This window comes from Variovorax sp. EL159 (assembly GCF_900100965.1).
Classification (GTDB): Bacteria; Pseudomonadota; Gammaproteobacteria; order Burkholderiales; family Burkholderiaceae_C; genus Variovorax.
Window position 1 is genome coordinate 730,424 of sequence record NZ_FMUJ01000001.1, and the last position, 21,770, is coordinate 752,193.

Genomic DNA, 21,770 nt, shown 5'->3' on the forward strand with positions numbered 1-21,770 from the left:
GGGAACATAAAGGAAGAACCCCCATGGACCTCGACATCGTCGCGCTATCGCGCCTGCAGTTTGCCGTCACGGCGCTGTATCATTTCCTGTTCGTGCCGCTCACGCTCGGGCTCTCGATCATCCTTGCCATCATGGAGACGGTCTACGTCATGACCGGCCGCGTGATCTGGCGCGACATGACGAAATTCTGGGGCGTGCTCTTCGGCATCAACTTCGCGATGGGCGTGGCCACCGGCATCGTGATGGAGTTCCAGTTCGGCATGAACTGGAGCTACTACAGCCACTACGTCGGCGACATCTTCGGCGCGCCGCTGGCCATCGAGGGGCTCATGGCCTTCTTCATGGAAGCGACCTTCGTGGGCCTGTTCTTCTTCGGCTGGGACAAGCTCTCGAAGGTGGGCCACCTCACGGCCACGTGGGCCGTGGCCATCGGCTCCAACTTCTCGGCGCTGTGGATCCTGATCGCCAACGGCTGGATGCAGAACCCCGTGGGCGCGGCCTTCAATCCGCAGACCATGCGCATGGAAGTGACCGACTTCGCCGCGGTGCTGACCAACCCGGTGGCGCAAGCCAAGTTCGTGCACACCGTGTCGGCGGGCTATGTGTGCGCGGCCGTGTTCGTGCTCGGCGTGTCGGCGTGGTATCTCCTCAAGGGCCGCCACATCGCGCTGGCCAAGCGCTCGATGACCGTGGCCGCCTCGTTCGGCCTGGCCGCCGCGCTGTCGGTCGCCGTGCTCGGCGACGAAAGCGGTTATCTCTCGGGCGAACACCAGAAGATGAAGCTGGCCGCCATCGAAGCCATGTGGGAGACGCAGCCCGCGCCCGCAGCCTTCACCGTGGTCGGCTTCCCCGACCAGGAGGCGCGCGAGACGCACTATGCGATCCACATCCCCGCCGTGATGGGCCTGATCGGCACGCGCTCGCTCAACACTGTGATGCCCGGCATCGACGAACTCGTGAAGCGCGCCGAGGCCCGCATCCGCGAAGGCCTGAAGGCCTACGACGCGCTGCAGAAGATCCGCGAGGCCGGTGGCCCCAGCAAGGTGACGCAGGGCGTGCGCGGCGACTTCGAGGACAACGGCATCAACATGGGCTACGCGCTGCTGCTCAAGCGCTATGTCGACGACCCGCGCACCGCCACCGACGAACAGATCAGCAAGGCCGCTTGGGACACCGTGCCGCAGGTGGCGCCGCTGTTCTGGCTGTTCCGCGTGATGGTCGGCATCGGCATGCTGCTGATCCTGCTGACCGGCACCTTCTTCGTGCTCTCGGCGCGCCGCATGCTCGACCGCTACCGGTGGCTGCTCAAGGTCGCGGTGTTCGCGATCCCGCTGCCGTGGATTGCCATCGAGTCCGGCTGGCTGGTGGCGGAGTTCGGCCGCCAGCCTTGGGTGATCGAAGGCGTGCTGCCGACGGCGGTGGCGGTGTCGAACCTCGGCGTGAAGACGCTGCTGCTGACCATCGCGGGCTTTGTCGCGATCTACACCACGCTGCTCATCATCGAGATGAAGCTGATGCTCAAGGCCATCCGCAAGGGCCCTGAAGCCGAGCACGCGCCCGACGAAGGCGACGCGCGCTCGCACGTTCCGCCGGCCCACGCGGCCATTCCTTCCTCGTCTTCTTCCGGGAGCGCCGCATGATCCTCCACACACTCCTCGACTACGACACCCTGCGCTTCATCTGGTGGCTGCTGATCGGCGTGCTGCTGGTGGGCTTCGCAGTGACCGACGGCTTCGACCTGGGCAGCGGCATGCTGCTGCCGTTCGCGGCGCGCAACGACGTCGAGCGGCGCGTCGTCATCAACAGCGTGGGCCCCGTGTGGGAGGGCAACCAGGTGTGGCTGATCCTGGGCGGCGGCGCGATCTTCGCGGCCTGGCCGCAGCTGTATGCCGTGTCGTTCTCGGGCTTCTACCTGGCGATGTTCGTGATTCTCACGGCGCTGATCCTGCGGCCCGTGGCCTTCAAGTTCCGCAGCAAGCGCGAGTCGCCGCAATGGCGCGCGCGCTGGGACTGGGTGCTGTTCTTCAGCGGCTTCGTGCCCGCGCTGATCTGCGGCGTGGCCGTGGGCAACGTGCTGCAGGGCGTGCCGTTTCGCTTCGGCACCGACATGCACATCTTCTATGACGGCGGCTTCTTCGGCCTGCTGAATCCGTTCGCGATTCTGTGCGGGCTGGTGTCGGTGGTCATGCTTGTGATGCACGGCGCGGCGTGGCTCCTGCTCAAGACGGCCGGGCCGGTGGCCGAGCGTGCGCGCAGCTACGGCATCGTCGCGTCACTACTCACGATTGCGCTGTATGCGCTGGCGGGCGTGCTGCTCGCCACCAGCATCGGCGGCTACCGCATCAGCAGCGTGGTCGACACGGTCGGGCCATCGAACCCGCTGCTGAAGACCGTCGAACTGCATGCGGGCGCATGGACGGCCAACTACGCCTCGCACCCCTGGACGCTCGCGGCGCCCATTGCCGGCTTCGTCGGTGCGCTGGGTGCGCTGCTCGGGCTGGTGCTGCGCCGGCCCGTGCTGGCGCTGCTGACGGCGGCGCTGGGCATCGCCGGCATCATCCTGAGCGTGGGCGCGTCGATGTTCCCGTTCATCCTGCCGTCGTCGATCGATCCGCGCGCAAGTCTCACGGTGTGGGATTCGTCGTCGAGCCACCTCACGCTGTTCATCATGCTGGTGGTCACGGCCTTCTTCATTCCCTTGATCGTGGCCTACACGACCTGGGTCTATCACGTGCTGTGGGGCAAGGTCGATGAAAAGGCCATCCGCGACGACAGCGGCCACGCCTACTGAACGGAGGAAAAAAACATGTGGTACTTCGCCTGGATACTCGGCCTGCCGCTGGCAGCTGCCTTCGCCGTACTCAATGCCATGTGGTACGAACTCATGGACGACGACGCCATCCGCAAGGAAAAGCTCGGCATGCCTGAGCCGTCCGAAGGGCAGGAGCGGCTTTAAGGCAGGCCCGCAAGGCCCATGAGGCCTGTGGGGCTCAGAGAGCCTCAGGGCCATAGCAGCCCGCGGCCCGGCTTCGTCAGTCGGCCGCGGGCGCTTTCTTCTTCGAGGCACCACCGCTCAGGCGGTCCTTGAGCGTCAGCACCCGCGTCACCGTTGCGCCCATTCCCATCAGCTTCATGACGGTTTCGGGCGCGAGCCGCTGCACGTCGTCGAACCATTTCATCAGCCGGTCGATCAGGTCGTGCATTTCGCGCATGCGCTCCTGCGCATGGCGCTCGGCATCGCTCGTGGGCGACTCGAGCAGCGCGTTGCGCAGCATCGACAGCGTGGGCTCGATCTCGCGGCGGCGGCGCTCCTCGGCCAGCACGCGGAAGATTTCCCACACGTCCGAAGGCGCTTCGAAGTATTCGCGGCGATCGCCAGGGTGGTGCCGCAGGTGCACCAGGCGCCACGCCTGCAGCTCTTTCAAGCCCATGCTCACGTTCGAGCGCGAGAACTCCAGCAGCTCGGCGATTTCATCGGCATTGAGCGCGCGCTCCGACAGGAAGATCAGCGCGTAGATCTGCCCGACGGTGCGGTTGATGCCCCATTTGCTGCCCATCTCGCCGAAGTGCGCGACGAACTGGCGGTTGAGGGAAGGGAGGTCGGAGGAGGTGGCCATGCGCCGGATTGTCGCGCTGGATGGCCAGAGTTTTCGGAAGTTTCCGAAAACTCACTCCGTGGACGGGCCCCGCGACGAACCCCGCCGGTACGAACCCGGCGCGCCGCCCGTCCATGTCTTGAAGGCGCGCTGGAAGGCCGCGCTGTCGGCAAAACCCAGCTCGTCGGCCAGCGTCGCGAGCGGCACGGTGCTGGTGTTGAGCCGCACGATGGCCAGGTCGCGCCGCAGCTGGTCTTTCAGCGACTGGAACGAGGTGCCCTCCGTCGCCAGGTGGCGCTGCAGGGTGCTGACCGACATGTTCAGGCCCTTCGCGGTCGTTGCCAGGTCGGCCCAGGCGGGCCGGTTCTGCTGCAGCACCGCGCGCACGCGCGCGCTGACCGCCTGCTCCGCCAGCCGGGGCAGGATCACATTGGCCGGCGCCGCGGCCAGGAAGGTGTTGATCGCCTGCGTGTCGCGCTGCATCGGCATGGCGAGCGCGCTGGCGTCGAACCACACGGCCGAACAGGGCTGGCCGAACTGCAGCGGCCCGGGGAACACCTTGGCGTATCCGTCGGCGTAGTGCGGCAGCGCGAAGCCGAAATCGAAACGCCGTGCCGCCAGCCGGCCACCGTGCAGCCAGGCGGACAACCGCCAGTACACGCGCAGCATGAGCTCGTGCAGAAAGTTCTGGTGGGTGACGGCCGGGTCGTTGAGCCGGAGGCCGAAACCCGCCAGCGGGCCTTCCTGCAGCAGCACCAGCGTCAGGTCGTCCTGCAGCAGGCTGAAGGTGTGGGCCACGCGGCGCAGCGCGACCTCGAAGGTGGGCGCGCCCAGCGTGGCGCGCGTCATCAGCGCGAAGCTGCCGCGGCGCAGCCGGCGCGTGAGAAAGCACAGGGCTTCGTCGTCCAGCCGGTCCATCAGCAGCGCGAACAGGGCGACGTACTGCTCGGCAGTGACACGCGATCCCATTTCTTCGAGCAGCGCCGGTGCGATGCCGGCGTCTTCCAGCGCGGCATCGACGTCGATGGGCGCGGCGTCGCCCCGGGCGCGGATGCCCGAGAGCATGCCCTGCACGAAAGCGATCGGAATAGTTGTGGGCGGTTGCAGCATGGCGCAGCGATCAGACCTCAAGGATGCCACCGTGTCGATTGACGTTTTCTGCAATGCGAACGAAGCGAAGCGCAATCGCCGGGCCGGAAGCTGATTCCTACCATTCGGCTACAGAAAAAAGAGAGACGGAGACACACCATGTACATGACCCAGGCGCTGCACCGCAGCGTGCAGCAACACCCCGACAAGGTGGCCGTGCGCTTTGCCGGCCGCACCCGCAGCTTTCGCGAATACGCCGACCGGGTGGCACGCCTGGCGGGCGCGCTCCAGCAGCTCGGCATGCAGGCGGGCGACCGCGTGGCGATGCTGTCGCTCAACTCCGACCGCTACCTGGAGTACCAGATGGCCGTGCCCTGGGGCGGCGGCGTGCTGAACCCCTGCAACATCCGCTGGTCGGCCGCCGAAATTCTCTATTCGCTGGAAGACTCGGGCTCGACCATCCTGCTGGTCGACGAGACCTTCCGGGGCATGGTCGAGCAGATGCGCGCGCAGGCGACGAGCCTGCGCGAAGTGATCTATTGCGGCGACGGCGCGCTGCCGGCCGGCATGCACGGCTACGAGCGCCTGATCGACACGGCTTCGCCGGTGCCCGACGCCGTGCGCCGCGACGAAGACCTGGCCGGCATCTTCTACACGGGCGGCACCACCGGCTTTCCCAAGGGGGTGATGCTGAGCCACACCAACATGTGCAGCTCGGGGCTGGCGCTGCATGCCGAGCACCTGGCGCCACCCGACGGTGGCTACCTGCATGCCGCGCCCATGTTCCACCTGGCCGACATGGGGCTGGCAGCGCCGCACTGGTTCGAGGGCAACACCCATTCGATCGTGCCGGCATTCAGCCCCGAAGCCGTGCTGAACGCCATCGAGAACGACCGCGTGACCCACGTGCTGCTGGTGCCCACCATGATCCAGATGCTGGTCGACCACCCCGCGATGCGGGAGCCGCGCGACCTGAGCAGCCTGAAGTGCATCACCTACGGCGCATCGCCCATCTCGGAGGCGGTGCTGAACCGCGCGATGAACGCCTTTCCGGGCGTGGACTTCGTGCAGGCCTACGGCATGACCGAGCTGTCGCCGCTGGCCACCATCAACCCGGCGCGCAATCACACGGCCGAGGGCCGCAAGCTCGGCAAGCTGCGCTCGGCCGGCCGTGCGAGCTATTGCATGGAGGTGCACATCGTCGATGCCGACGGCGCCGAGGTACCGCGCGGCACCGTGGGCGAAGTGGCCGTGCGCGGCCCCAACGTGATGCAGGGCTACTGGAACAAGCCCGAGCAGACGGCCGCCGCCGTGCGCAACGGCTGGATGCACACCGGCGACGGCGCCTACATGGACGACGACGGCTACATCTTCGTGGTCGACCGGCTGAAGGACATGATCATCAGTGGCGGCGAGAACATCTATTCGGCCGAGGTCGAGAACGCCATCACCCAGCACCCGGCCGTGGCCGCCTGCGCGGTGATCGGCATTCCGAGCGAGGAGTGGGGCGAGGCCGTGCACGCCGCGCTGGTGCTCAAGCCGGGGCAGGGCATCCGGCCCGAAGAACTCATTGCCCATTGCAGGACATTGATCGCCAACTACAAATGCCCGCGCAGCGTGGCGGTGCTCGATGCGCTGCCGCTGTCGGGTGCCGGCAAGGTGCTGAAGACCAAGCTGCGCGAACCCTTCTGGCAAGGGCGCCAGCGCGGCGTGGCCTGAGCCTTTTCTTCTTTTTTTCATCCATTCAACTTCCAGGAGTCCTCCATGAGCCAAGACGTCCACGTTGTCGGGGTCGGCATGATCCCCTTCACCAAGCCCGGTGCCAACCAGCCGTACCCGCAGATGGCCGCGCACGCCACCAACGCCGCGCTGAAGGACGCCGGCATCGGCTATGAATTGATACAGCAGGCCTACGTGGGCTACGTGTACGGCGACTCCACCGCCGGCCAGCGCGCGCTGTACGAGGTGGGCATGACCGGCATTCCGGTCGTCAACGTCAACAACAACTGCTCGACCGGCTCGACCGCGCTGTTCCTCGCGCGTCAGGCCGTGGCCAGCGGCGCGGCCGACTGCGTGCTGGCGCTCGGCTTCGAGCACATGAGCCCCGGCGCGCTGGGCGCGGTGTTCAACGACCGGCCGAGTCCGTTCGACCATTTCGAGTCGATCACCGACGAGCTGGTCGGCAACGAGCAGGTGCCGCTCGCGCTGCGCTACTTCGGTGGCGCAGGCTTGGCTCACATGCAGCAGTACGGCACGCAGATCTCCACCTTCGCGAAGATCCGCGCCAAGGCCAGCCGCCATGCGTCGAGCAACCCGGTGGCGCTGTTCCGCACCGTCGTGACCGAAGACGAAGTGATGGCTGCGCCTGTGATGTGGCCCGGCGTGATGACGCGGCTGATGGCCTGCCCGCCCACTTGCGGCGCGGCCGCCGCCATCATCTGCTCGGCCCGCTTTGCCGAGCGCCACGGCCTGGACCGCAGCGTGCGCATCAAGGCCCAGGCCATGACCACCGACCGCGCCATCACCTTCGAGAGCCGCGACATGCGCGAGGTGGTCGGCTTCAGCATGGCGCAGGAAGCCGCGCAGAAGGTGTACGACGCGGCAGGCGTCGGCCCGCAGGACATCGATGTGGTCGAGTTGCACGACTGCTTTGCGCACAACGAACTCATCAGCTACGAGGCGCTGGGCCTGTGCCCGGTGGGCGGCGCGGAGAAGTTCGTGGTCGATGGCGACAACACCTACGGCGGCAAGGTGGTCACCAATCCTTCGGGCGGTTTGTTGTCGAAGGGGCATCCGCTCGGCGCCACGGGGCTCGCCCAGTGCACGGAGCTGGTCCAGCAACTGCGCGGCACCGCAGACAAGCGGCAGGTCGAGGGCGCACGCATGGCGTTGCAACACAACCTCGGGTTGGGCGGCGCCTGCGTGGTCACGCTGTACGAACGCGTCTGAGGCCGAAGCCCATGATCGACAAGAAATGGATCGGCCACGAGCTGCCGGCTTCCGTGCTTCCCATCGAGCGCAGCCGGCTGCAGTTCTTCGCCAAGGCCATCGGCGAGACCGATCCGGTCTACACCGATGCCGCCGCCGCGCGCGATGCCGGCTACCCCGATCTGCCCGCGCCGCCCACCTTCCTGTTTGCGGCCGAGCTGGACTCGGGTGCCTCGGACCAGTTGCTTACCGACCTGCAGATCCCGCTGTCGAAGCTGCTGCATGGCGAGCAGAGCTTCAGCTACCACCGCCCCGCCTGCGTGGGTGACACGGTGACGGTGCGCTCGACCATCAGCGACATCTACGACAAGAAGAACGGCGCGCTTGAATTCGTCGTGAAGACCTCGCGCGCCACCAACCAGCGCGACGAACTCGTGGCCGAATTGCGCACGGTCATCGTCTGCCGGCACTGACCCAGGGAACGCTCACGCCATGAACGCCATCACCTACGACGCCGTCAAGATCGGCGACGAACTGCCCGTGCTGCAACTGCCGCCGGTCAACCGCACCACGCTCGCGTTGTTCGCGGGCGCCTCGGGCGACCACAACCCCATCCACATCGACACCGACTTCGCGCGCAAGGCCGGCATGCCCGACGTGTTCGCGCAGGGCATGCTGGGCATGGCCTGGCTCGGCCGGCTGCTCACGCAATGGGCGCCGCAGTCGCAACTGCGCCGCTTCGACGTGCGCTTCCAGGGCATCACCCACCTGGGCCATGCGGTGCAATGCACCGGCCGCGTGGTCGAGAAGCTGCAGCACGACGGCGAGCGCTGCGTGCGCGTCGAAGTGCAAAGCGCCAACCAGTACGGCCAGGTCCGCATCGCCGGCGAAGCGCTGGTGGCGCTGCGCTGATCCATTCAAGAGAAGAAAAGACAAGAGAAAGAAAGAGGCAAGAACACATGACAGCCAAACTCGGCGGCAAGGTCGCACTCATCACCGGATCGGGCCGTGGCATCGGCCGCTCGATCGCACTCAAGCTCGCATCGGAAGGCGCGCGTGTCGTCGTCAACGACCTCGATGCCGCACCGGCCGAAGAAACCGTGCAGGCCATCCGCGCCGCCGGCGGCCAGGCCGTGGCCTGCGTCGGCAGCGTGGCGGCGCCGGACTTCGCGGAGCGATTCGTCGGCACGGCGGTGAACGAATTCAAGGGCCTCGACATCATCGTCAACAACGCCGGCTACACCTGGGACAGCGTGGTGCAGAAGATGACCGATGAGCAGTGGTACGCCATGATCGACGTGCACCTGACGGCACCGTTTCGCATCCTGCGAGCGGCGCAGCCGGTGATCCGTGCGCTGTCGAAGGCAGAGACCGAAGCGGGCCAGCGCGTGGTGCGCAAGGTGGTCAACATCTCGTCGGTGGCGGGGTTGTTCGGCAACGCGGGCCAGACCAACTATTCGGCGGCAAAGGCCGGCATCGTCGGCATGACGCAGACGCTGGCCAAGGAGTGGGGGCGCCTGAACGTCACGGTCAACTGCGTGGCCTTCGGCTTCATCCAGACGCGGCTGACTGCGAGCACGGCCGAAGCATCGACAGCGAACATCGAGGGACGCGAAATCAAGGTCGGTATCAACCCCGGCTTGCTGGCGATGATGGAGCAGTCGATTCCCTTGGGGCGCGGCGGCACACCCGAAGAAGCGGCTGGGGCGGTGTACCTGTTGTGCACGCCCGAGTCGGACTATGTGAGTGGGCAGACGTTGATGTGCACGGGTGGGTTGACTGGTATCTAGGGTGTGGTTCTGCGGGGTTGTTCAGAGCGGCGCCAGCGTGAGCGTGTTCAGCGCAGTCATTGATCGGCAGCACACCAGCAGCGTGCCCTTGTGCGAATGGCACCGGGTGCTCCCCGCAGCGAAATAAAGGAGGAGCGAAGCGGGGGACATTCGCGGAGGGGAGTACCCGGTGTCATCCGCACGCCCCCCGAACAAGATCCTCGAACAGGCAAGCCAGAAAAACGAAACCCACAACGGAGCAATCAAGATGAATTTCAGCGAAGGCATCGCCTGGAGTGTGCAGAGCGACATCGGCCGCATCGTGCTGAAGCGCCCCGAGCGCGCGAACGCACTGTCATCGCGGAGCGCTCGCGCGCTGGTGCGGGCGGTTGACGAGGTGCTGGCACAGAAGCCCCGCGCCATCCTGTTGACCGGTGAGGGCCGCGTGTTCTGTGCCGGCGGCGACATCGAAGAGTTCGTGGCCGCCGGCGAGAAGCTGCCCGAGCTTGTGAACGAGATACTGGACGGACTGCACCCCGCGTTGCTGCGGCTCGCGTCGAACCCAGCGCCATTGGTCGTGGCCGTGAATGGACCGGCAGGTGGCGCCGGTGTGGGCCTCGCGCTGTGCGGTGATTTCGTGTTGGCTGCCGAGTCGATGAAGCTGCGCACCGGCTACGCGGCCATCGGACTGTCGCCCGATGCAGGGGCCTCGTACTTTCTCGCGCGGCGTGCCGGGCCGGTGCGGGCGCAACAACTGCTGATGCTCAGCGACGCCGTCGACAGCCGGCGCTGCCTTGAATGGGGCATCGTCGATGCCGTTCATCCCGATGCCGAGCTTGCGGCGGCGGCTGAAGCGTTGGTGGTGCGGCTGGCCAGCGGTGCAAGCGCATCGTTCGCGGGCATCAAGGCGCTGTGTGCCGGTGCGCCAGGTCGGCCGATCGAAGCGCACTTCGCGATGGAGCAGAAGCTGCTCGCCGAACGTGCGGGCAGCGCGGATGCCCGTGAAGGCGTGGCGGCGTTCGTTGCCAAACGCGCGCCACGCTTCACCGGCCGCTGACGCGGCTCAGGTCGTTGGCGGCTTCGGCGGCTCGTTGATGCCGCCGGTCCCTGCGTTGTTGACGGTGGTGCCGTTGAAGGTGTCGTTGTTCGCGGGCGCCGTTGAGGCAACCGCAGGCTCTTTCTTCTTGAACACCTTGGCGATGCCCCAGAGCGCAGCGCCCACCGCCACGACAGCGAGCTTCGCGAACTTGGCGAAGAAGGCCAGCACCAGTGCGAACAGGCCCAGCTTCTTCACGGCCACGCCCGCCACCAGCGCGGCCAGGCCGTAGGCCGCAACCTTGTCGGTGGACGAGTTGAAGTCCGCGTAGCGCTTGCCGTCGTCGTACTGCAGCGCGGCGAGCAGCTTGGCGGCGTCGGGCTTGAACTTGTCGAGGTCCTTCGCGTTGGTGATGAGGTTCAGGCTCAGATAGCCGTCACGGCCCAGCGCGTAGGTGTTGTAGTTGACGCCCTGGTTGTCGTCGGTGCCGCCCTTGCGCTTGGACAAGGCCGACCACACGAGGCGGTGCGTCCCGGACTCGTACTGCGGCTTCTGCGCCCAGCCCGTGACCTCGATGCCCGGAATGCCGCGCTTGGCGCGTTCTTCGTTGGCGGCCTCGGTGCCTTCCTTCAGGCTCTTGAGCAGGTCGTCGGCGTTCCAGTCTTTCGCGTCGTCGTCCTTGATGTAGCCCTCTTTGACGAACTTCACCACGGCCATCCAGTCGGCGTCGTCGGCGGGGAAGATCACGCCCATGAAGGTGTCGTCGGTGCGGTTGCCCATGCTGCGCATGAGCTGTGCGGCGGCGGGCGTGGGCACCCAGACGTAGCCGGCCGGCAGGTGCAGGTGGGCCTGGTCGCGCAGGGCGATTTCGGCGGGGCCGATCTTCTGGACGGCTTTCGCAGCCTTGGTGGCAGCCTCTTGTTCAGCTTCCAGCGCGTTGGCGGCGGAAGTGGCTGCAGTAGGGGTTGAAGTGCTGTCGGACGGCGATGCCGCGTGGCTGGTTTGGGCCACGAAAGCGGCGCAAGCAAGCAGAAAACCGGCCGTCAGGCGGGTAGTGTGAATACGCAAGTTCTCTCTCCTCGGTTGTTATCGATTTTTCGAGCGGAGAGAGTTTATCTAGCTCAGGTGTCGCTCCACTTGCGGAGCAGGTTGTGGTACGTGCCCACCAGCGTGCGACGTGCCGATTCGTCGGCGCCGCTCTGGTTGAGCCGCTGGATCGCGTTGTCCATGTCGAACAGCAGCGCGCGGTCGCCGGCATCGCGCACCAGGCTTTGCACCCAGAAGAAGCAGGCCACGCGCACGCCGCGCGTGATGGGCGTGACCTGATGCACGCTGGTGGCCGGGTAGAGCACCATGTCGCCGGCTGCGAGCTTCACGGTCTGCATGCCGTGCGTGTCTTCCATCTGCAGTTCGCCGCCGTCGTAGCTGTCGGCGTCCGAGAGGAAGAGCGTGGCCGACAGGTCGGTGCGCAGCTTGCGGCCGGTGCGCGGGTCGATGCGCACGCCGCCGTCCACGTGCAGGCCGAAGCGCATGCCTTCGCTGTAGCGGTTGAACATCGGCGGGTACAGCAGGTTCGGCAGCGCTGCGCTGATGAAGGTCGGGTGGCGTTCGAGCGCGCTGGCCACGATGGCCTGGCATTCATGCGCCACCGTCGAGCCTTCGTCGATCTGCTGGTTGAACTTGACCGGCGCGCCCTGGTGGCCCGCGGTGACGCGGCCATCGACCCACGCGTCGCCGGCCGCATCGAGCCGCGCACGCACGGCCGCGAGCGCCTCGCGATCCAGGACACCGGGAATGCACACCAGCATGGCGAATCGATCTTCCCGCCCGCAGGCTCAAAGGTGGTAGGTGAACGACACCGTGGCGGCGCGGCCCGAACCCGGCACCGCGCGGCCGCCATCCGATGGAATCAGCGCGTCGTAGTAGCGGCGGTTGGCCAGGTTGAACACGTTCAGGCGGATGTCGTACTTGGGCTGATGGTAAGCCACCATCGCGTCCAGCCGCGCATAGCCGCCAACCTGGACCAGGTCGGTGTTGTTGGCGAAACGCTTCGCGCTGTAGGTGGTGCCGCCGCCGATTTCCCATTCGGGCGTGATGGCGTAGGTAGCCCACAGGCTGGCCGCGTCCCTCGGCGTGTTGGCGGGCACCTTGCCGAGCGTGCCGGGCGCGATGCCTTCGATGATGGTGGCGTCCAGGTGCGTGTAGGCGCCGAACAGCTGCAGCTTGTCGGTCACGCGGCCCGCCACGCCGGCGCGTGCGCCGTTCACGCGCACCGTGCCGGTGGCGCTGTAGGTGCCGTCGCTGTTCTGCGAGCGCGCGTTGGTCTGCGTGATCTGGAACGCGGCGGCCGTCAGCGAGAGGTTGCCGTCGTTCAGGTCCCACTTGCCGCCGAACTCGTAGGCCTTGTTCTTCTGCGGGGGCAGCGGCAGCGTGCTGCCGGTGGTGGCCACCAGCTGTTCGAGCGACGGGTTGAACGACGTGCTGTACGACACGTAGTACGACTGCTCGGGCGTCGGCTGCCAGATGGCGCCGGCGCGCACGCTGGTGAAGTTGACCGTCTGGCTTTCGCTCGCGAGCGTGGTCGCGCTCGTGATGGTGTTCTGGACGCTCGCGCTGTAGTGGTCTTGCCGCAGGCCGCCGACCAGCTTCCACTGCGGGGTCAGCTCCAGCGTGTCGTTGAAGTAGCCGGCCACCGTGTTGGCGCTGGCGGTGGCCAGGTTGCCGGGCAGCGACGGCGCGGTGATCGGCGTGTTGCTCTGGAATGGCGAGAGCAGCGGCGTGCAGGCTGCGTAGCCGCTGGTGCCGCCCACCGGGTTCAGCGCCACGCCGCCGCAGGTGCCGTTGCGGTAGTAGGCCTGGTTGCTGTAGGTGTCGTGGCCCAGCTCGAAGCCCACCAGCAGCGTGTGCTTGATCGAACCCGTCTCGAACTTGGTGTTGAGTTCGGTCAGGTTGTAGAGCGACTTGTCGTGGATCGTGCGGTCATGGCTTTGCTGGCGCACCCACAGGCCCTGGAGCGGCAGCGTGGTGAAGGCGGCGGCCGGCACGGCGGTGGTGCCGGTGGAGAAGGGCGTGAACACGCCCTTGGCCGACAGCGTGCCGATGCTTTGCGGCGCGGTCTCGCGCGCATCGGTGGTGACGTCGTTGTACTGGGTCTGGTTGCGGATCGAGGTGTTGGGCGTGAGCTTGTGCAGCACCACGGCGCTGTAGGCCTGGATGTCGGAGATCGTGCGGTCGTCGTTGAAGCCGTAGGCCGTGTCGCGACCGACCTTCACCGGATGGCCGTTGAGCGGCGCCACGCCGTAATCGGGCATGTCGCGGTTGTGCTGCACGAGCGCTGAGAGCGTGACCTGCGTCGGCGTGTTGATGCCGAACTTGACCGAGGCGTCGAGGCCGAAGTCCTGCAGCTTGGTCTGGTCGCGCGTGCTCGCGTCGCCTTGCTGGCCCATCGCCGAGATGCGGAAGGCCGAGGTGTCGGACAGCGGCCGGTTGATGTCGACGGTCGAGCGCACCAGGCCGGTCGTGCTGGCCGACACCGAGATTTCGCCCGCGGGCGTGAGCGACGGTTTCTTGGTGACCTGGTTGATCACGCCGCCGGTGGAGCCCCGGCCGAACAGCATCGACGACGGGCCCATGAGCACCTCGACCGATTCGAGCGCGAAGGTGTCGCGGTAGTACTGGGCGCGATCGCGTGCGCCATCGAGAAAGATGTCGGTGCGCGCCGAAAAACCGTTGAGGTTGATGTTGGTGCCGATCTGGCCGCCCTCGGCGCCGCCGATCGTGAGGCCGGGCACGTTGCGCAGCGCACTCGCCAGCGAGGTCGCGCCTTGCGACTGCATCACCGCTTGGTTGATGACGGTGACGGATTGCGGTGCGTCGCGCAGGTCGGCCGGCAGACGGTTGAGCGATGAGGGGTTGGCCCCGAAGCCGGTCTTGTCTTGCGCGCCCTGGACCTGCACCTCGCGCAGGGTGCCCGGCACCGAGGTGCCCGCGGCGGGCGAGGGGGCCGATGCGGCGCTGGGCGCTGCGGGCTGGGCGGCCTGTTGTGCAAATGATGCGACGGGGAGGGAGGAGAAGAGTCCGACGAGGGCCAGGGCAACGGGCGTGCGGCGGCGCATCGGGCGAGAGAGGCGGGTCATTCGAGAGGCTTTCCGGAAGGGGCGCGGGCGACGGCGCCCGGCAATGTGGTGCAAACAAAAGCACCACCGACGGAAATTCTGACTGCGAATCGCTCTTATTTAAAGTTCTCGAATGCCCGGTGTTTGGCTGGCGAGACAGCGCGCCATCTTTACTTTTGAAGTCAGGTGGAAGACAGCATTTCGAATTGATCGCGTGGATAGCGAAGCCGCCAAGAAATCCGCATGGCTCGCGCAAAATCGCCGCACATCGCGCCATTCGTCTGTTTTTGTAACGGCGCTGCGGCACACTGACCGCCCGTTGATACCCCGCAAACCGCGCTTTCCGATGACCACCACTTCCCTTCAGTCCTCCGCCGACCATGTGCGCCAGGCCATCCGCTCTGCCACCACGGGTCTCATTGGCCGCGAGCAACTGGCCGAGCTGATCGTCCTGTCGGCGGTGGCGCAGGAGCACCTGCTCGTGGTCGGCCCGCCTGGCACCGCCAAGAGCGCCGTGGTGCGGCGCGTGGCGCAGAGCCTGGGCGGCCGTTACTTCGAATACTTGCTGGGGCGCTTTACCGAGCCGTCCGAGTTGTTCGGCCCGGTCGACCTGAACAAGCTGCGCGCCGGCACCGTCGAAACCGATGTCAGCGGCATGCTGCCTGAAGCCGACGTGGCATTTCTCGACGAAGTGTTCCTTGGCTCCACCGCCATTCTCAACACCTTGCTGGGCGTGCTCAACGAGCGGCGCTTCCGGCGCGGCCACACGCAGCTGCATTGCCCGCTGCGCGTGTGCGTCGGTGCGGCCAATGCGCTACCCGACGACGAAGGGCTCGCCGCCTTCGGTGATCGCTTTCTGCTGCACGTCTTCATCGAGCCCTTGCCCGACCATCAGCTCGAAGCCATGCTGAGCGGCGGCTGGCAGTCGGACCACGCGCCCGTGGCCGCAGGCGGTGCATTGGCCGACCTCGACGTGCTTTGCCAGCAGCTCAAGCAGGTCGATTTGGGCGGTGTGCAACCGGCGCTGGCCAATGCCATCCGTAAGCTGCGCCAGGCGGGCGTGCAACTGTCGGACCGGCGCATCGTCAAGTCGCAACGCCTGCTGGCCGCCGCCGCCGTGCTGGCTGGCCGGCTCAAAACCACCGAGGCCGATCTGTGGCCCTTGCTCTATGTGCTGCCGACGCAGGAAGCGCAGCAGAGCGCGCGCGATGTGCTGCGCGATGCGTTCGCGAACGCCACGCACCCCCATCTGCTGAGTGCGGTGGAAGAGGCCACGCTGCAGCCCCTGTCGCGTGCCGTGCGGCTGGCCGAGACCGCGCGTGCCTGCCTTGCGGCGGAGCCCGCATCGGCGCGCACCCAAGCCGAGAGTGTGCTGCGCGAGATCGACGCCAACTTCAGTAGCGAGCTGTTGCCGGAATCTCTGACCGCGTTGCGCACTCAACTCGTCGATCGCCTGGCTGCCGCCGCATGAGCGGTGGTGTCGTGGTGATGCCGCTCGAATGGCATTGGCGCCCCAGCGCCGAGCCCTTGCCCGCGCAGGCCGCCGTGGCACGGGGTGCGGCGGCGCGTGCACTGCATGCGCGGCTGTTGCAGCTTGCCCCTGAGCAGCAGTCCGGCTTGTCTGCCATGGCCGGCCCCGACCTGCTGGTGGTGGTAGGTGACGCCGACGCCTTGCCCTGGGTGAACGGCGTGGCCTACGCGGGCCCGGTTCACGAGGCTCCCGGCTTGTGGTTGCCCACGGTCGAGGAACCCGACCTGCCGTTGGACCTGATCGCGCGAAGCCTGCAGCGCGAGCACCCGAAGCGTCAGCCCTTGTTGCTGTGGCCCCGGCCAGCTTTCGTGCTGCCGCTCGACCGGCTGCTGCCGCTGTCGGCTGCATTGCTTGCGCGCATCGGCACGCATTGGGACTGCACCCGCGCATGAGCACGACAGCACTTCCCGAGGCCCTGAGGCCATGGAGCCCATGGCTGGAATGGTTCGCCCCCGAAATGGCCACCGAACTTGGCGCATTGGTACAGCGCATGCAGCCGCTGCTGGGCCGCTTCCGTGGCCAGACGCGTGGCGGTGTGCCCGAGCCCGACGGGCTCGACGACCTGCGCCGCCGCGGCCCCTATGAGCGCCTGCTTGCAACCGAGTGGCTGTTGGCAGACGAATTGCCCGACGAATTTCTGCGTCGCGCCGCCGCCAGTGAGCATCTGTTCCTGGCGCCGCGCCCACGGGCGCGCGAGGCCGAGAAGAGCATCGTCGCGATCTTCGACGCCGGGCCGCGGCAGTTCGGCGCACCGCGGCTTGGGCAGCTCGCGCTCTGGATCCTGTTGGCAAGGCGCGCTGCGCAGATCGGCGGCGCGTTCCAGTGGGGCGTGCTGCAGCTGCCAGGCGGCTTGGAGGGCGCGGACGACGCGCGGCAACTGCGCTCGCTGCTTAAGGCGCGCGACTTCGATGTCGGCAGTCCCACGCATGTGAGTGCCTGGCGCGAGGTGCTCGCCGGAATGGCGCATGCGCCGGGCGAGAGCTGGCTGGTCGGCTCGGCACCGACGGAGCAGGCCGCACCCGAGCGCTGGACCAGCCATCGTGTATGCCTGCAGCGCGCGGTGCTCGGAGATGTGCTCGACGTGTCGCTGAGCGACCGGAGCGGGCTGCGGCGCGCGCAGCTGCCGCTGCCGTCGGTGAAGGCTGGTGTGCCCCTGCTGCGTGGCGAGTTCACGCAGAGGGCACCGGCCAATTTGCACCGGCGCCATGGTGGCCGCATTTCGTTGCAGCGGCCGCCGGTCATTTCGCCCACCGGCAAGCATGTGGCGGTGCAACTGCTCGACGAGCCTGGCATGCTGGTGTTCGCCGTGCCGGTCGATGGACAGCGCAAGGCGGCCAAGCCCAAGTACCAGTATTGGGGCCAGTCGCTTGTGCCGCTGGCGGCCGTACTCCTGGGCAAGCGCATGGGCGCGCTGCTGAGCGACACGCACTCGAGGCATGAGAGCCATGGGCAGTCGTTGCATTTCTGGCAAGTGCCAGGGCTTGGCAGCTTCGCTGCGCCCCAGCCCGAGGCGTTTCGCGCGCCACCGGGGCTCGCGGTCTGGTTGTCTGCCGCATGGTTGCACGACCAGATGCAGCAGCGCGTCTGCATGATCGACCGCGACGGCAGGCTCGTGATCTGGAACGCGACACCAGGTGTCATGCCGAACCCCGCGGCTGGTGCGCCGAAGTTGGTCGATGGCAAGGTCCTCGGCATGCTGCAATGGTCCGAGCTTGGCGTGGTCTATGTTGCCGTCCATGACAACCAGATCGTGCTGCGGCGCCTGGGCGCGACGGGCGGGCCCGTGTCGGCCCAGGTGATCTGCACCCGCATCGACGAAACGCGGGTGCTCTTTGCCGACAGCTGGCAGTGGCGCAGCGGCCTGGGTGGCATGGCGCTGCGCATCGCGACCGAGCCCCACGATGTCTGGCGCATCCACCAACCCGATCCGACGTCCGGTGGCGGGCGGTATGGCCTGTTCCCGCAAAAGTGGACAACCTTCGAGATGCGTGCCCCGCGCGCGCTGGCGCTGATCCACGACAGCACACACGGCCGCTACGCCTTGCTGAGCCTTTCGCCTTCGCTCGACGGGCTGGATCTGCACACGCAGGGCGGCACCGAAAACATCTACAAGGCGCCCGAGCGCATCGAGAAGATCAGCGTGTGCCCCTGCACGGGCCTGGCTGTCATGCTGACCGTGCACAAGAAGATCATCATGTATGCGGTGCCCCAGCGGGCTCTGCGCGCGGTGCTGCACGGCAAAGGAGCGAGCGATGACGCCGCCGCCTGAGTTCCTTGCGATGCCCGCAGCACAGGTCCGCCACCCGCTGCTCAAGGGGCGGCAGCCGGTGGCCGGCCTCTGGTTCCCGGCGGACTGGTTCGATGTGGCTGCGCGTGCCCGCCGCATCGTCGATGTATGGCGCTCCGGCGCGCAGGCGTTCCGCTTTGCCGAAGGTGATCTGCTGCGCTTTGCGGCCCCGGTTTCGCTTGACTGCGACAGCGCCACAGGCTGGCCGCTGCGCCGGGAAGGTCAGGCGCTTTGCTCCGCCGAACTCGATCCCGCCGAGCGCATCGGACTGCCGTCGGCCGACGTCTGGCTTGTGAATGGTGGCGAGGTGCTGGCCCTGCGACTTGCGCAGGCCGAGCCGCTCGATCCGTCGCTGTGGCTGGCGCCAGGTCCGGTCCTGTTCGACACCTTCGATTGCCGCGAGACCTTGCCGGAGCCCGTCGTGCTCGATGCCGATGGACGCACGCTGCGCGAGGTGCTGGGCGATGCCGTGCCGCCGGCCAGCGCGGCGCAGGCCGAGTTCCTCAAAGCGATGGCCGAGCGTGCACAGAGGGAAAAGGCCTTGAAGCAGGTCAACGCCGGGCAGAGTGCCGTCACCGACAGCAGCCATCACAGCGACGGAGCGGGCAAGTCGATGCGCACGGTGGTGTGGCTTGCCATCATCGCGGTGGTGTTGTTTTTTGCGCGTGCGTTGTTTCATGGGCTGGACGGTTCGCCGGCTCCGTCGCCGTCGCAAGCGCAGCCCACGCCCACGCTCACGACCCATGTGGCGAGCTCCCAGGTTGATGCGTCTTCGCTGTGGGTGCTGCTGATCACATTGGGGCTGGTGTTGCTGCTGGTCTGGTGGATGCGGCGTATCCATGCCCGCGACGTGGCGCGCTCACCTGGAAGCACGGCGCGAAAGTCCGCGCCGACGCCGCGCCCGGTGGCACCGCCGCTCAAGCAGCGCGGCACTGCGCAGCCGGGCCGTTCACGGTGGCGCGAGTGGATGACCCGCCTTGCGATCACGTCGCGACTGTCGCGTCTGCTGGGCCGCCAGCAGGCCGCGTACCTCAGTCGCATGCTCAAGATGTTCGACGATGGCGACCTTGAACAGGCGCTGCGCCACGCGATTCCGCTGGGAGGAGATGCGCAATCGCTCGGGCAGGCCTTCGGCGCGCCGGGGCCACGCAGCGACCTGTCGCTGAGCGGTTCGCTCGGGCAAAGCACCAGCATCAACCTCGGCAACGACTTCGAGGTTCATTTGCGCCAGCTTTATCGCAAGACCTACGAGAAGCTGGACCGAGAAGGCCGCATCGACGAGGCGGTGTTCGTACTCGCCGAGTTGCTGCAGGCGCGCCAGGAGGCGCTCGACTATCTGGAGAAGCACCAGCGCCATGCACAGGCCGCCGAACTCGCACTGGCCTGGGACTGGCCACCCGCCGTCATCGTGCGCCTGCTGTGCCTGGCCGGCGACTGGCGCCGTGCGTTGGCAGTGGCGCGGCGCGACAACGCATTTGCCAGCGCCGTGCTGCAGATGCAGGAACGATGGCCCGACCCGGCGAACCGTCTGCGCGAGGAGTGGGGCCAGGCACTGGCTCAACAGGGCGAGTGGCTGAAGGCGGTCGATGCGGTGTGGCCGGTGGCAGCGCTGCGCGAGCAGGCCGCCGCTTGGCTTCTGGCCGCGGAGGCTGCGGGCGGACAACTGGCGGCCCGTGCACTGGTGCAGCGCGCGCTGCTGCTGCCCGACACCCTGCAAGCCTGCGCGGCGCGGCTGCAGCTACTGCGCGACGATCCGTTGCTGCATGGCGAGCGCGCGGCGCTGGCCGTGGCATTGAATGCGGCATCGGGTCACACCGATGCCTCGCGCGGGCTGCTGGCCGTGCTCATGCCCGCGCTGCTGGCCGACCAGTCCCAAGGGCTGGGCCGGCTGGACAAGAAGGCGCTGCAGTCGCTGATGCGGCTGAATGCGGATGTGCTGCTGCAAGCCGATCTGCCGGGTGGCGATCTGCCGGGTATCGAGGTCAAACCACTGGCCAGGCAGGTCCCGATGTTGACGTTCGAGGCGCCCGCTGCAGGCGCGCATGTGGTACTCGATGCCGTGCTGCTGGACGAAGGCCGCTACCTCGTCGCGACGGGCGAGGCCGGCGCGGTGATGACCGACGGCATGGGCCGCGTACTGGCGCGTTTTGCCGTGCCGGCGTACCGATTGGTCGTGGCACACAGTGGGCAACTCGCACTGGCGTTGGCGCAGCGCGACGGCCTGTGGCGCGTGAGCCGGATCGACCTCGTACAGCGGCAGGTCAGCGACCTCGGATTGAGTGAGATCGACCATTTTGCTGGTGAGTTCGACGGCATCGGCTGGACGGTGGCGCGCGGACGGCGTGTCCAGGTGATCGACACGGGTCGGTCCCTGCAGGACGTGCTCTGGCAAGTGAACGACCTGCCGGGCAGGGTGGTGGATCTGTCGGCCACGCAGAACATGGAGCAGTTCATCGTCGAGGACGATGTCCTGGGGCCCAGCCTGTGGCGCTATCAGTGCCCGCAGCGCCGTTTGCTGAGCCGCGAACCCCTCACGGTTTCGCGCAGGGAAGTGTCCCGGCGGTTGTTGCATCCGCAGTCGGGTGTCTTGAGCCTGCGTGGCGAGCCTCAGGGAGACGGGCTGTTCGAGTTGAGCTGGCAGGGCTTGAACGGAATGAACGGCCAGATCCGCTTTTTGACCACGGACCCGAGCGAACTGCAGTCGTGGATTGACAGCGACTGGATGGTGCTGCGTCTGTTCGATGCGACGTGCGACGTGTTCTTTCGCCAGCTACGGGGCGGCACGGTCGGGGCATCGGTCTCCTGGCCTCCCGAGGCGGCAGTGCGCGCGCGTGCCGTGCCGAACGGCTGGCTGCTGTTCGACGATCAGGGCCGCGTGCTGCACCTCGACGTTGCGCGCAGCACGGCGGCGGGCTTCGCCATTCGCTGAACTACTTCCACGGCGTCGGCGGTGGAATCTCGCACACCGGCTCGACGTCGATGCTCTTGAAGTCCGCCGGCGAGACGATTTCCAGGTATTCCATGTCGGGCGAGTAGTCGAACAGGAAGTGCCGGATGCCCGGCCGCTGGTGCACCACGTCGCCGGCCTCGACCAGCGTTTCCTTGTCCTCGTACATGAAGCGCGCCCAGCCCTTGACCATGATCACGATCTGGAAGTCTGCCTCGTGACGGTGCCAGCCGGTGCCCGTTTCCGGTGCCATGTTGGCCTTGACGAGGTGGGCGATGACCTTGCCGTTGGTGGCTTCCGCAATCCCGAGGTCGCGGTAAAGGAAGAAATCGCGCAGGCCGCCTGAGACGAATTCAGTGTCACCGGGCTTCACATGGGAGAACTGTGTGGCGGTACGGTCCAGCATGGGGCAACTCCTTTTCTGCTCGTGGTTGTGTGCTGCGTTGCAGCACGCATAAAGCGTTCCTGCACC

The 21,770-nt window shown here is 67.1% G+C and carries 19 protein-coding genes; 13 read left to right on the plus strand and 6 right to left on the minus strand.

All coding sequences use genetic code 11. The features are described from left to right. Nucleotides 1-23: 23 nt before the first annotated feature. From BLQ28_RS03485 to cydX, 3 genes are read left to right on the plus strand one after another with little or no spacing between them, the layout of a single operon-like run. Nucleotides 24-1,640: a cytochrome ubiquinol oxidase subunit I gene (locus BLQ28_RS03485; protein ID WP_093237147.1), complete on the plus strand. Its 1,617-nt coding sequence runs from the start codon at nucleotides 24-26 to the stop codon at nucleotides 1,638-1,640. Beyond that, entirely contained in the window at nucleotides 1,637-2,791 is a 1,155-nt protein-coding gene (gene cydB / locus BLQ28_RS03490) for a cytochrome d ubiquinol oxidase subunit II (RefSeq protein ID WP_093237148.1), read from the plus strand. The genes BLQ28_RS03485 and cydB overlap by 4 nt, the downstream gene beginning before the upstream one ends. Nucleotides 2,792-2,806: 15 nt before the next feature. Then, nucleotides 2,807-2,956: a cytochrome bd-I oxidase subunit CydX gene (gene cydX / locus BLQ28_RS03495; protein ID WP_093237149.1), complete on the plus strand. Its 150-nt coding sequence runs from the start codon at nucleotides 2,807-2,809 to the stop codon at nucleotides 2,954-2,956. A 76-nt stretch (nucleotides 2,957-3,032) separates the two neighbouring features. Here cydX and BLQ28_RS03500 read toward each other — a convergent pair whose 3' ends face one another. Continuing rightward, nucleotides 3,033-3,617, minus strand: a complete 585-nt coding sequence (locus BLQ28_RS03500) for a GbsR/MarR family transcriptional regulator (protein WP_093237150.1) — start codon at nucleotides 3,615-3,617, stop codon at nucleotides 3,033-3,035. A gap of 51 nt (nucleotides 3,618-3,668) precedes the next feature. Continuing rightward, nucleotides 3,669-4,706, minus strand: coding sequence for an AraC family transcriptional regulator (locus BLQ28_RS03505; RefSeq protein WP_093237151.1), 1,038 nt, complete (start codon nucleotides 4,704-4,706; stop codon nucleotides 3,669-3,671). Between the two features lie 138 nt (nucleotides 4,707-4,844). On the opposite strand from BLQ28_RS03505, the gene BLQ28_RS03510 reads away from it, so the two are divergent. From BLQ28_RS03510 to BLQ28_RS03535, 6 genes are all read left to right on the plus strand, one after another. Continuing rightward, nucleotides 4,845-6,404: a long-chain-fatty-acid--CoA ligase gene (locus BLQ28_RS03510; protein WP_093237152.1), complete on the plus strand. Its 1,560-nt coding sequence runs from the start codon at nucleotides 4,845-4,847 to the stop codon at nucleotides 6,402-6,404. A 45-nt stretch (nucleotides 6,405-6,449) separates the two neighbouring features. Continuing rightward, on the plus strand, nucleotides 6,450-7,634 hold the full coding sequence (locus tag BLQ28_RS03515; protein ID WP_093237153.1) for a lipid-transfer protein: 1,185 nt from the start codon (nucleotides 6,450-6,452) through the stop codon (nucleotides 7,632-7,634). A gap of 11 nt (nucleotides 7,635-7,645) precedes the next feature. After that, nucleotides 7,646-8,086, plus strand: a complete 441-nt coding sequence (locus BLQ28_RS03520) for a MaoC family dehydratase N-terminal domain-containing protein (RefSeq protein ID WP_070059441.1) — start codon at nucleotides 7,646-7,648, stop codon at nucleotides 8,084-8,086. Nucleotides 8,087-8,105: 19 nt separating this feature from the next. Further along, nucleotides 8,106-8,525 carry a MaoC family dehydratase gene (locus tag BLQ28_RS03525; protein WP_093237154.1) on the plus strand — a complete coding sequence of 140 codons (420 nt, stop codon included), beginning with the start codon at nucleotides 8,106-8,108 and terminating at the stop codon, nucleotides 8,523-8,525. 47 nt (nucleotides 8,526-8,572) lie between these two features. Next, the gene (locus BLQ28_RS03530; RefSeq protein ID WP_093237155.1) at nucleotides 8,573-9,403 is read left to right on the plus strand and encodes an SDR family NAD(P)-dependent oxidoreductase; all 831 of its coding nucleotides are present in this window, start codon (nucleotides 8,573-8,575) and stop codon (nucleotides 9,401-9,403) included. Between the two features lie 247 nt (nucleotides 9,404-9,650). Beyond that, a complete protein-coding gene (locus BLQ28_RS03535; RefSeq protein ID WP_093237156.1) occupies nucleotides 9,651-10,439 on the plus strand; it encodes an enoyl-CoA hydratase/isomerase family protein in 789 nt (262 codons plus the stop codon). Between the two features lie 6 nt (nucleotides 10,440-10,445). Here the strand turns inward: BLQ28_RS03535 and BLQ28_RS03540 are convergent, their stop codons facing one another. From BLQ28_RS03540 to BLQ28_RS03550, 3 genes are read right to left on the minus strand one after another with little or no spacing between them, the layout of a single operon-like run. Further along, on the minus strand, nucleotides 10,446-11,486 hold the full coding sequence (locus tag BLQ28_RS03540) for a DUF2167 domain-containing protein (RefSeq protein ID WP_093237157.1): 1,041 nt from the start codon (nucleotides 11,484-11,486) through the stop codon (nucleotides 10,446-10,448). A gap of 53 nt (nucleotides 11,487-11,539) precedes the next feature. Further along, complete coding sequence (locus BLQ28_RS03545) at nucleotides 11,540-12,226, minus strand: Fe2+-dependent dioxygenase (RefSeq protein WP_093237158.1); 687 nt, start codon at nucleotides 12,224-12,226, stop codon at nucleotides 11,540-11,542. Between the two features lie 27 nt (nucleotides 12,227-12,253). Then, nucleotides 12,254-14,554 carry a TonB-dependent receptor gene (locus tag BLQ28_RS03550; protein ID WP_093237159.1) on the minus strand — a complete coding sequence of 767 codons (2,301 nt, stop codon included), beginning with the start codon at nucleotides 14,552-14,554 and terminating at the stop codon, nucleotides 12,254-12,256. A 325-nt stretch (nucleotides 14,555-14,879) separates the two neighbouring features. Between BLQ28_RS03550 and BLQ28_RS03555 the strand changes: the two genes are divergently transcribed. The 4 genes from BLQ28_RS03555 to BLQ28_RS03570 all read left to right on the plus strand — a co-directional run bounded on the left by BLQ28_RS03555 (nucleotide 14,880) and on the right by BLQ28_RS03570 (nucleotide 21,280). After that, nucleotides 14,880-16,004, plus strand: coding sequence for an AAA family ATPase (locus BLQ28_RS03555; RefSeq protein WP_093237160.1), 1,125 nt, complete (start codon nucleotides 14,880-14,882; stop codon nucleotides 16,002-16,004). Next, nucleotides 16,001-16,456 carry a bpX5 domain-containing protein gene (locus BLQ28_RS03560; protein WP_218121896.1) on the plus strand — a complete coding sequence of 152 codons (456 nt, stop codon included), beginning with the start codon at nucleotides 16,001-16,003 and terminating at the stop codon, nucleotides 16,454-16,456. Before BLQ28_RS03555 ends, BLQ28_RS03560 begins: the two co-directional genes overlap by 4 nt. A gap of 65 nt (nucleotides 16,457-16,521) precedes the next feature. Next, nucleotides 16,522-18,333, plus strand: coding sequence for a hypothetical protein (locus BLQ28_RS03565; RefSeq protein ID WP_093237161.1), 1,812 nt, complete (start codon nucleotides 16,522-16,524; stop codon nucleotides 18,331-18,333). Beyond that, on the plus strand, nucleotides 18,317-21,280 hold the full coding sequence (locus BLQ28_RS03570) for a bpX6 domain-containing protein (RefSeq protein ID WP_093237162.1): 2,964 nt from the start codon (nucleotides 18,317-18,319) through the stop codon (nucleotides 21,278-21,280). Before BLQ28_RS03565 ends, BLQ28_RS03570 begins: the two co-directional genes overlap by 17 nt. Nucleotide 21,281: 1 nt before the next feature. On the opposite strand, the gene BLQ28_RS03575 is transcribed toward BLQ28_RS03570, so the two are convergent. Further along, a complete protein-coding gene (locus BLQ28_RS03575) occupies nucleotides 21,282-21,704 on the minus strand; it encodes a cupin domain-containing protein (RefSeq protein ID WP_081267020.1) in 423 nt (140 codons plus the stop codon). Nucleotides 21,705-21,770 lie beyond the last annotated feature (66 nt).

What these genes read in the sequence shown, in the direction of transcription:
- BLQ28_RS03545 (WP_093237158.1), bottom strand. Translation starts at nt 12,226, where the DNA reads ATGCTGGTGTGCATTCCCGGTGTCCTGGATCGCGAGGCGCTCGCGGCC.
- BLQ28_RS03560 (WP_218121896.1), top strand. Translation starts at nt 16,001, where the DNA reads ATGAGCGGTGGTGTCGTGGTGATGCCGCTCGAATGGCATTGGCGCCCC.
- BLQ28_RS03535 (WP_093237156.1), top strand. Translation starts at nt 9,651, where the DNA reads ATGAATTTCAGCGAAGGCATCGCCTGGAGTGTGCAGAGCGACATCGGC.
- BLQ28_RS03515 (WP_093237153.1), top strand. Translation starts at nt 6,450, where the DNA reads ATGAGCCAAGACGTCCACGTTGTCGGGGTCGGCATGATCCCCTTCACC.
- BLQ28_RS03575 (WP_081267020.1), bottom strand. Translation starts at nt 21,704, where the DNA reads ATGCTGGACCGTACCGCCACACAGTTCTCCCATGTGAAGCCCGGTGAC.
- BLQ28_RS03505 (WP_093237151.1), bottom strand. Translation starts at nt 4,706, where the DNA reads ATGCTGCAACCGCCCACAACTATTCCGATCGCTTTCGTGCAGGGCATG.
- BLQ28_RS03565 (WP_093237161.1), top strand. Translation starts at nt 16,522, where the DNA reads ATGGCCACCGAACTTGGCGCATTGGTACAGCGCATGCAGCCGCTGCTG.
- BLQ28_RS03500 (WP_093237150.1), bottom strand. Translation starts at nt 3,617, where the DNA reads ATGGCCACCTCCTCCGACCTCCCTTCCCTCAACCGCCAGTTCGTCGCG.
- cydB (WP_093237148.1), top strand. Translation starts at nt 1,637, where the DNA reads ATGATCCTCCACACACTCCTCGACTACGACACCCTGCGCTTCATCTGG.
- BLQ28_RS03550 (WP_093237159.1), bottom strand. Translation starts at nt 14,554, where the DNA reads ATGACCCGCCTCTCTCGCCCGATGCGCCGCCGCACGCCCGTTGCCCTG.
- BLQ28_RS03485 (WP_093237147.1), top strand. Translation starts at nt 24, where the DNA reads ATGGACCTCGACATCGTCGCGCTATCGCGCCTGCAGTTTGCCGTCACG.
- BLQ28_RS03530 (WP_093237155.1), top strand. Translation starts at nt 8,573, where the DNA reads ATGACAGCCAAACTCGGCGGCAAGGTCGCACTCATCACCGGATCGGGC.
- BLQ28_RS03525 (WP_093237154.1), top strand. Translation starts at nt 8,106, where the DNA reads ATGAACGCCATCACCTACGACGCCGTCAAGATCGGCGACGAACTGCCC.
- BLQ28_RS03510 (WP_093237152.1), top strand. Translation starts at nt 4,845, where the DNA reads ATGTACATGACCCAGGCGCTGCACCGCAGCGTGCAGCAACACCCCGAC.
- BLQ28_RS03570 (WP_093237162.1), top strand. Translation starts at nt 18,317, where the DNA reads ATGACGCCGCCGCCTGAGTTCCTTGCGATGCCCGCAGCACAGGTCCGC.
- cydX (WP_093237149.1), top strand. Translation starts at nt 2,807, where the DNA reads ATGTGGTACTTCGCCTGGATACTCGGCCTGCCGCTGGCAGCTGCCTTC.
- BLQ28_RS03520 (WP_070059441.1), top strand. Translation starts at nt 7,646, where the DNA reads ATGATCGACAAGAAATGGATCGGCCACGAGCTGCCGGCTTCCGTGCTT.
- BLQ28_RS03555 (WP_093237160.1), top strand. Translation starts at nt 14,880, where the DNA reads ATGACCACCACTTCCCTTCAGTCCTCCGCCGACCATGTGCGCCAGGCC.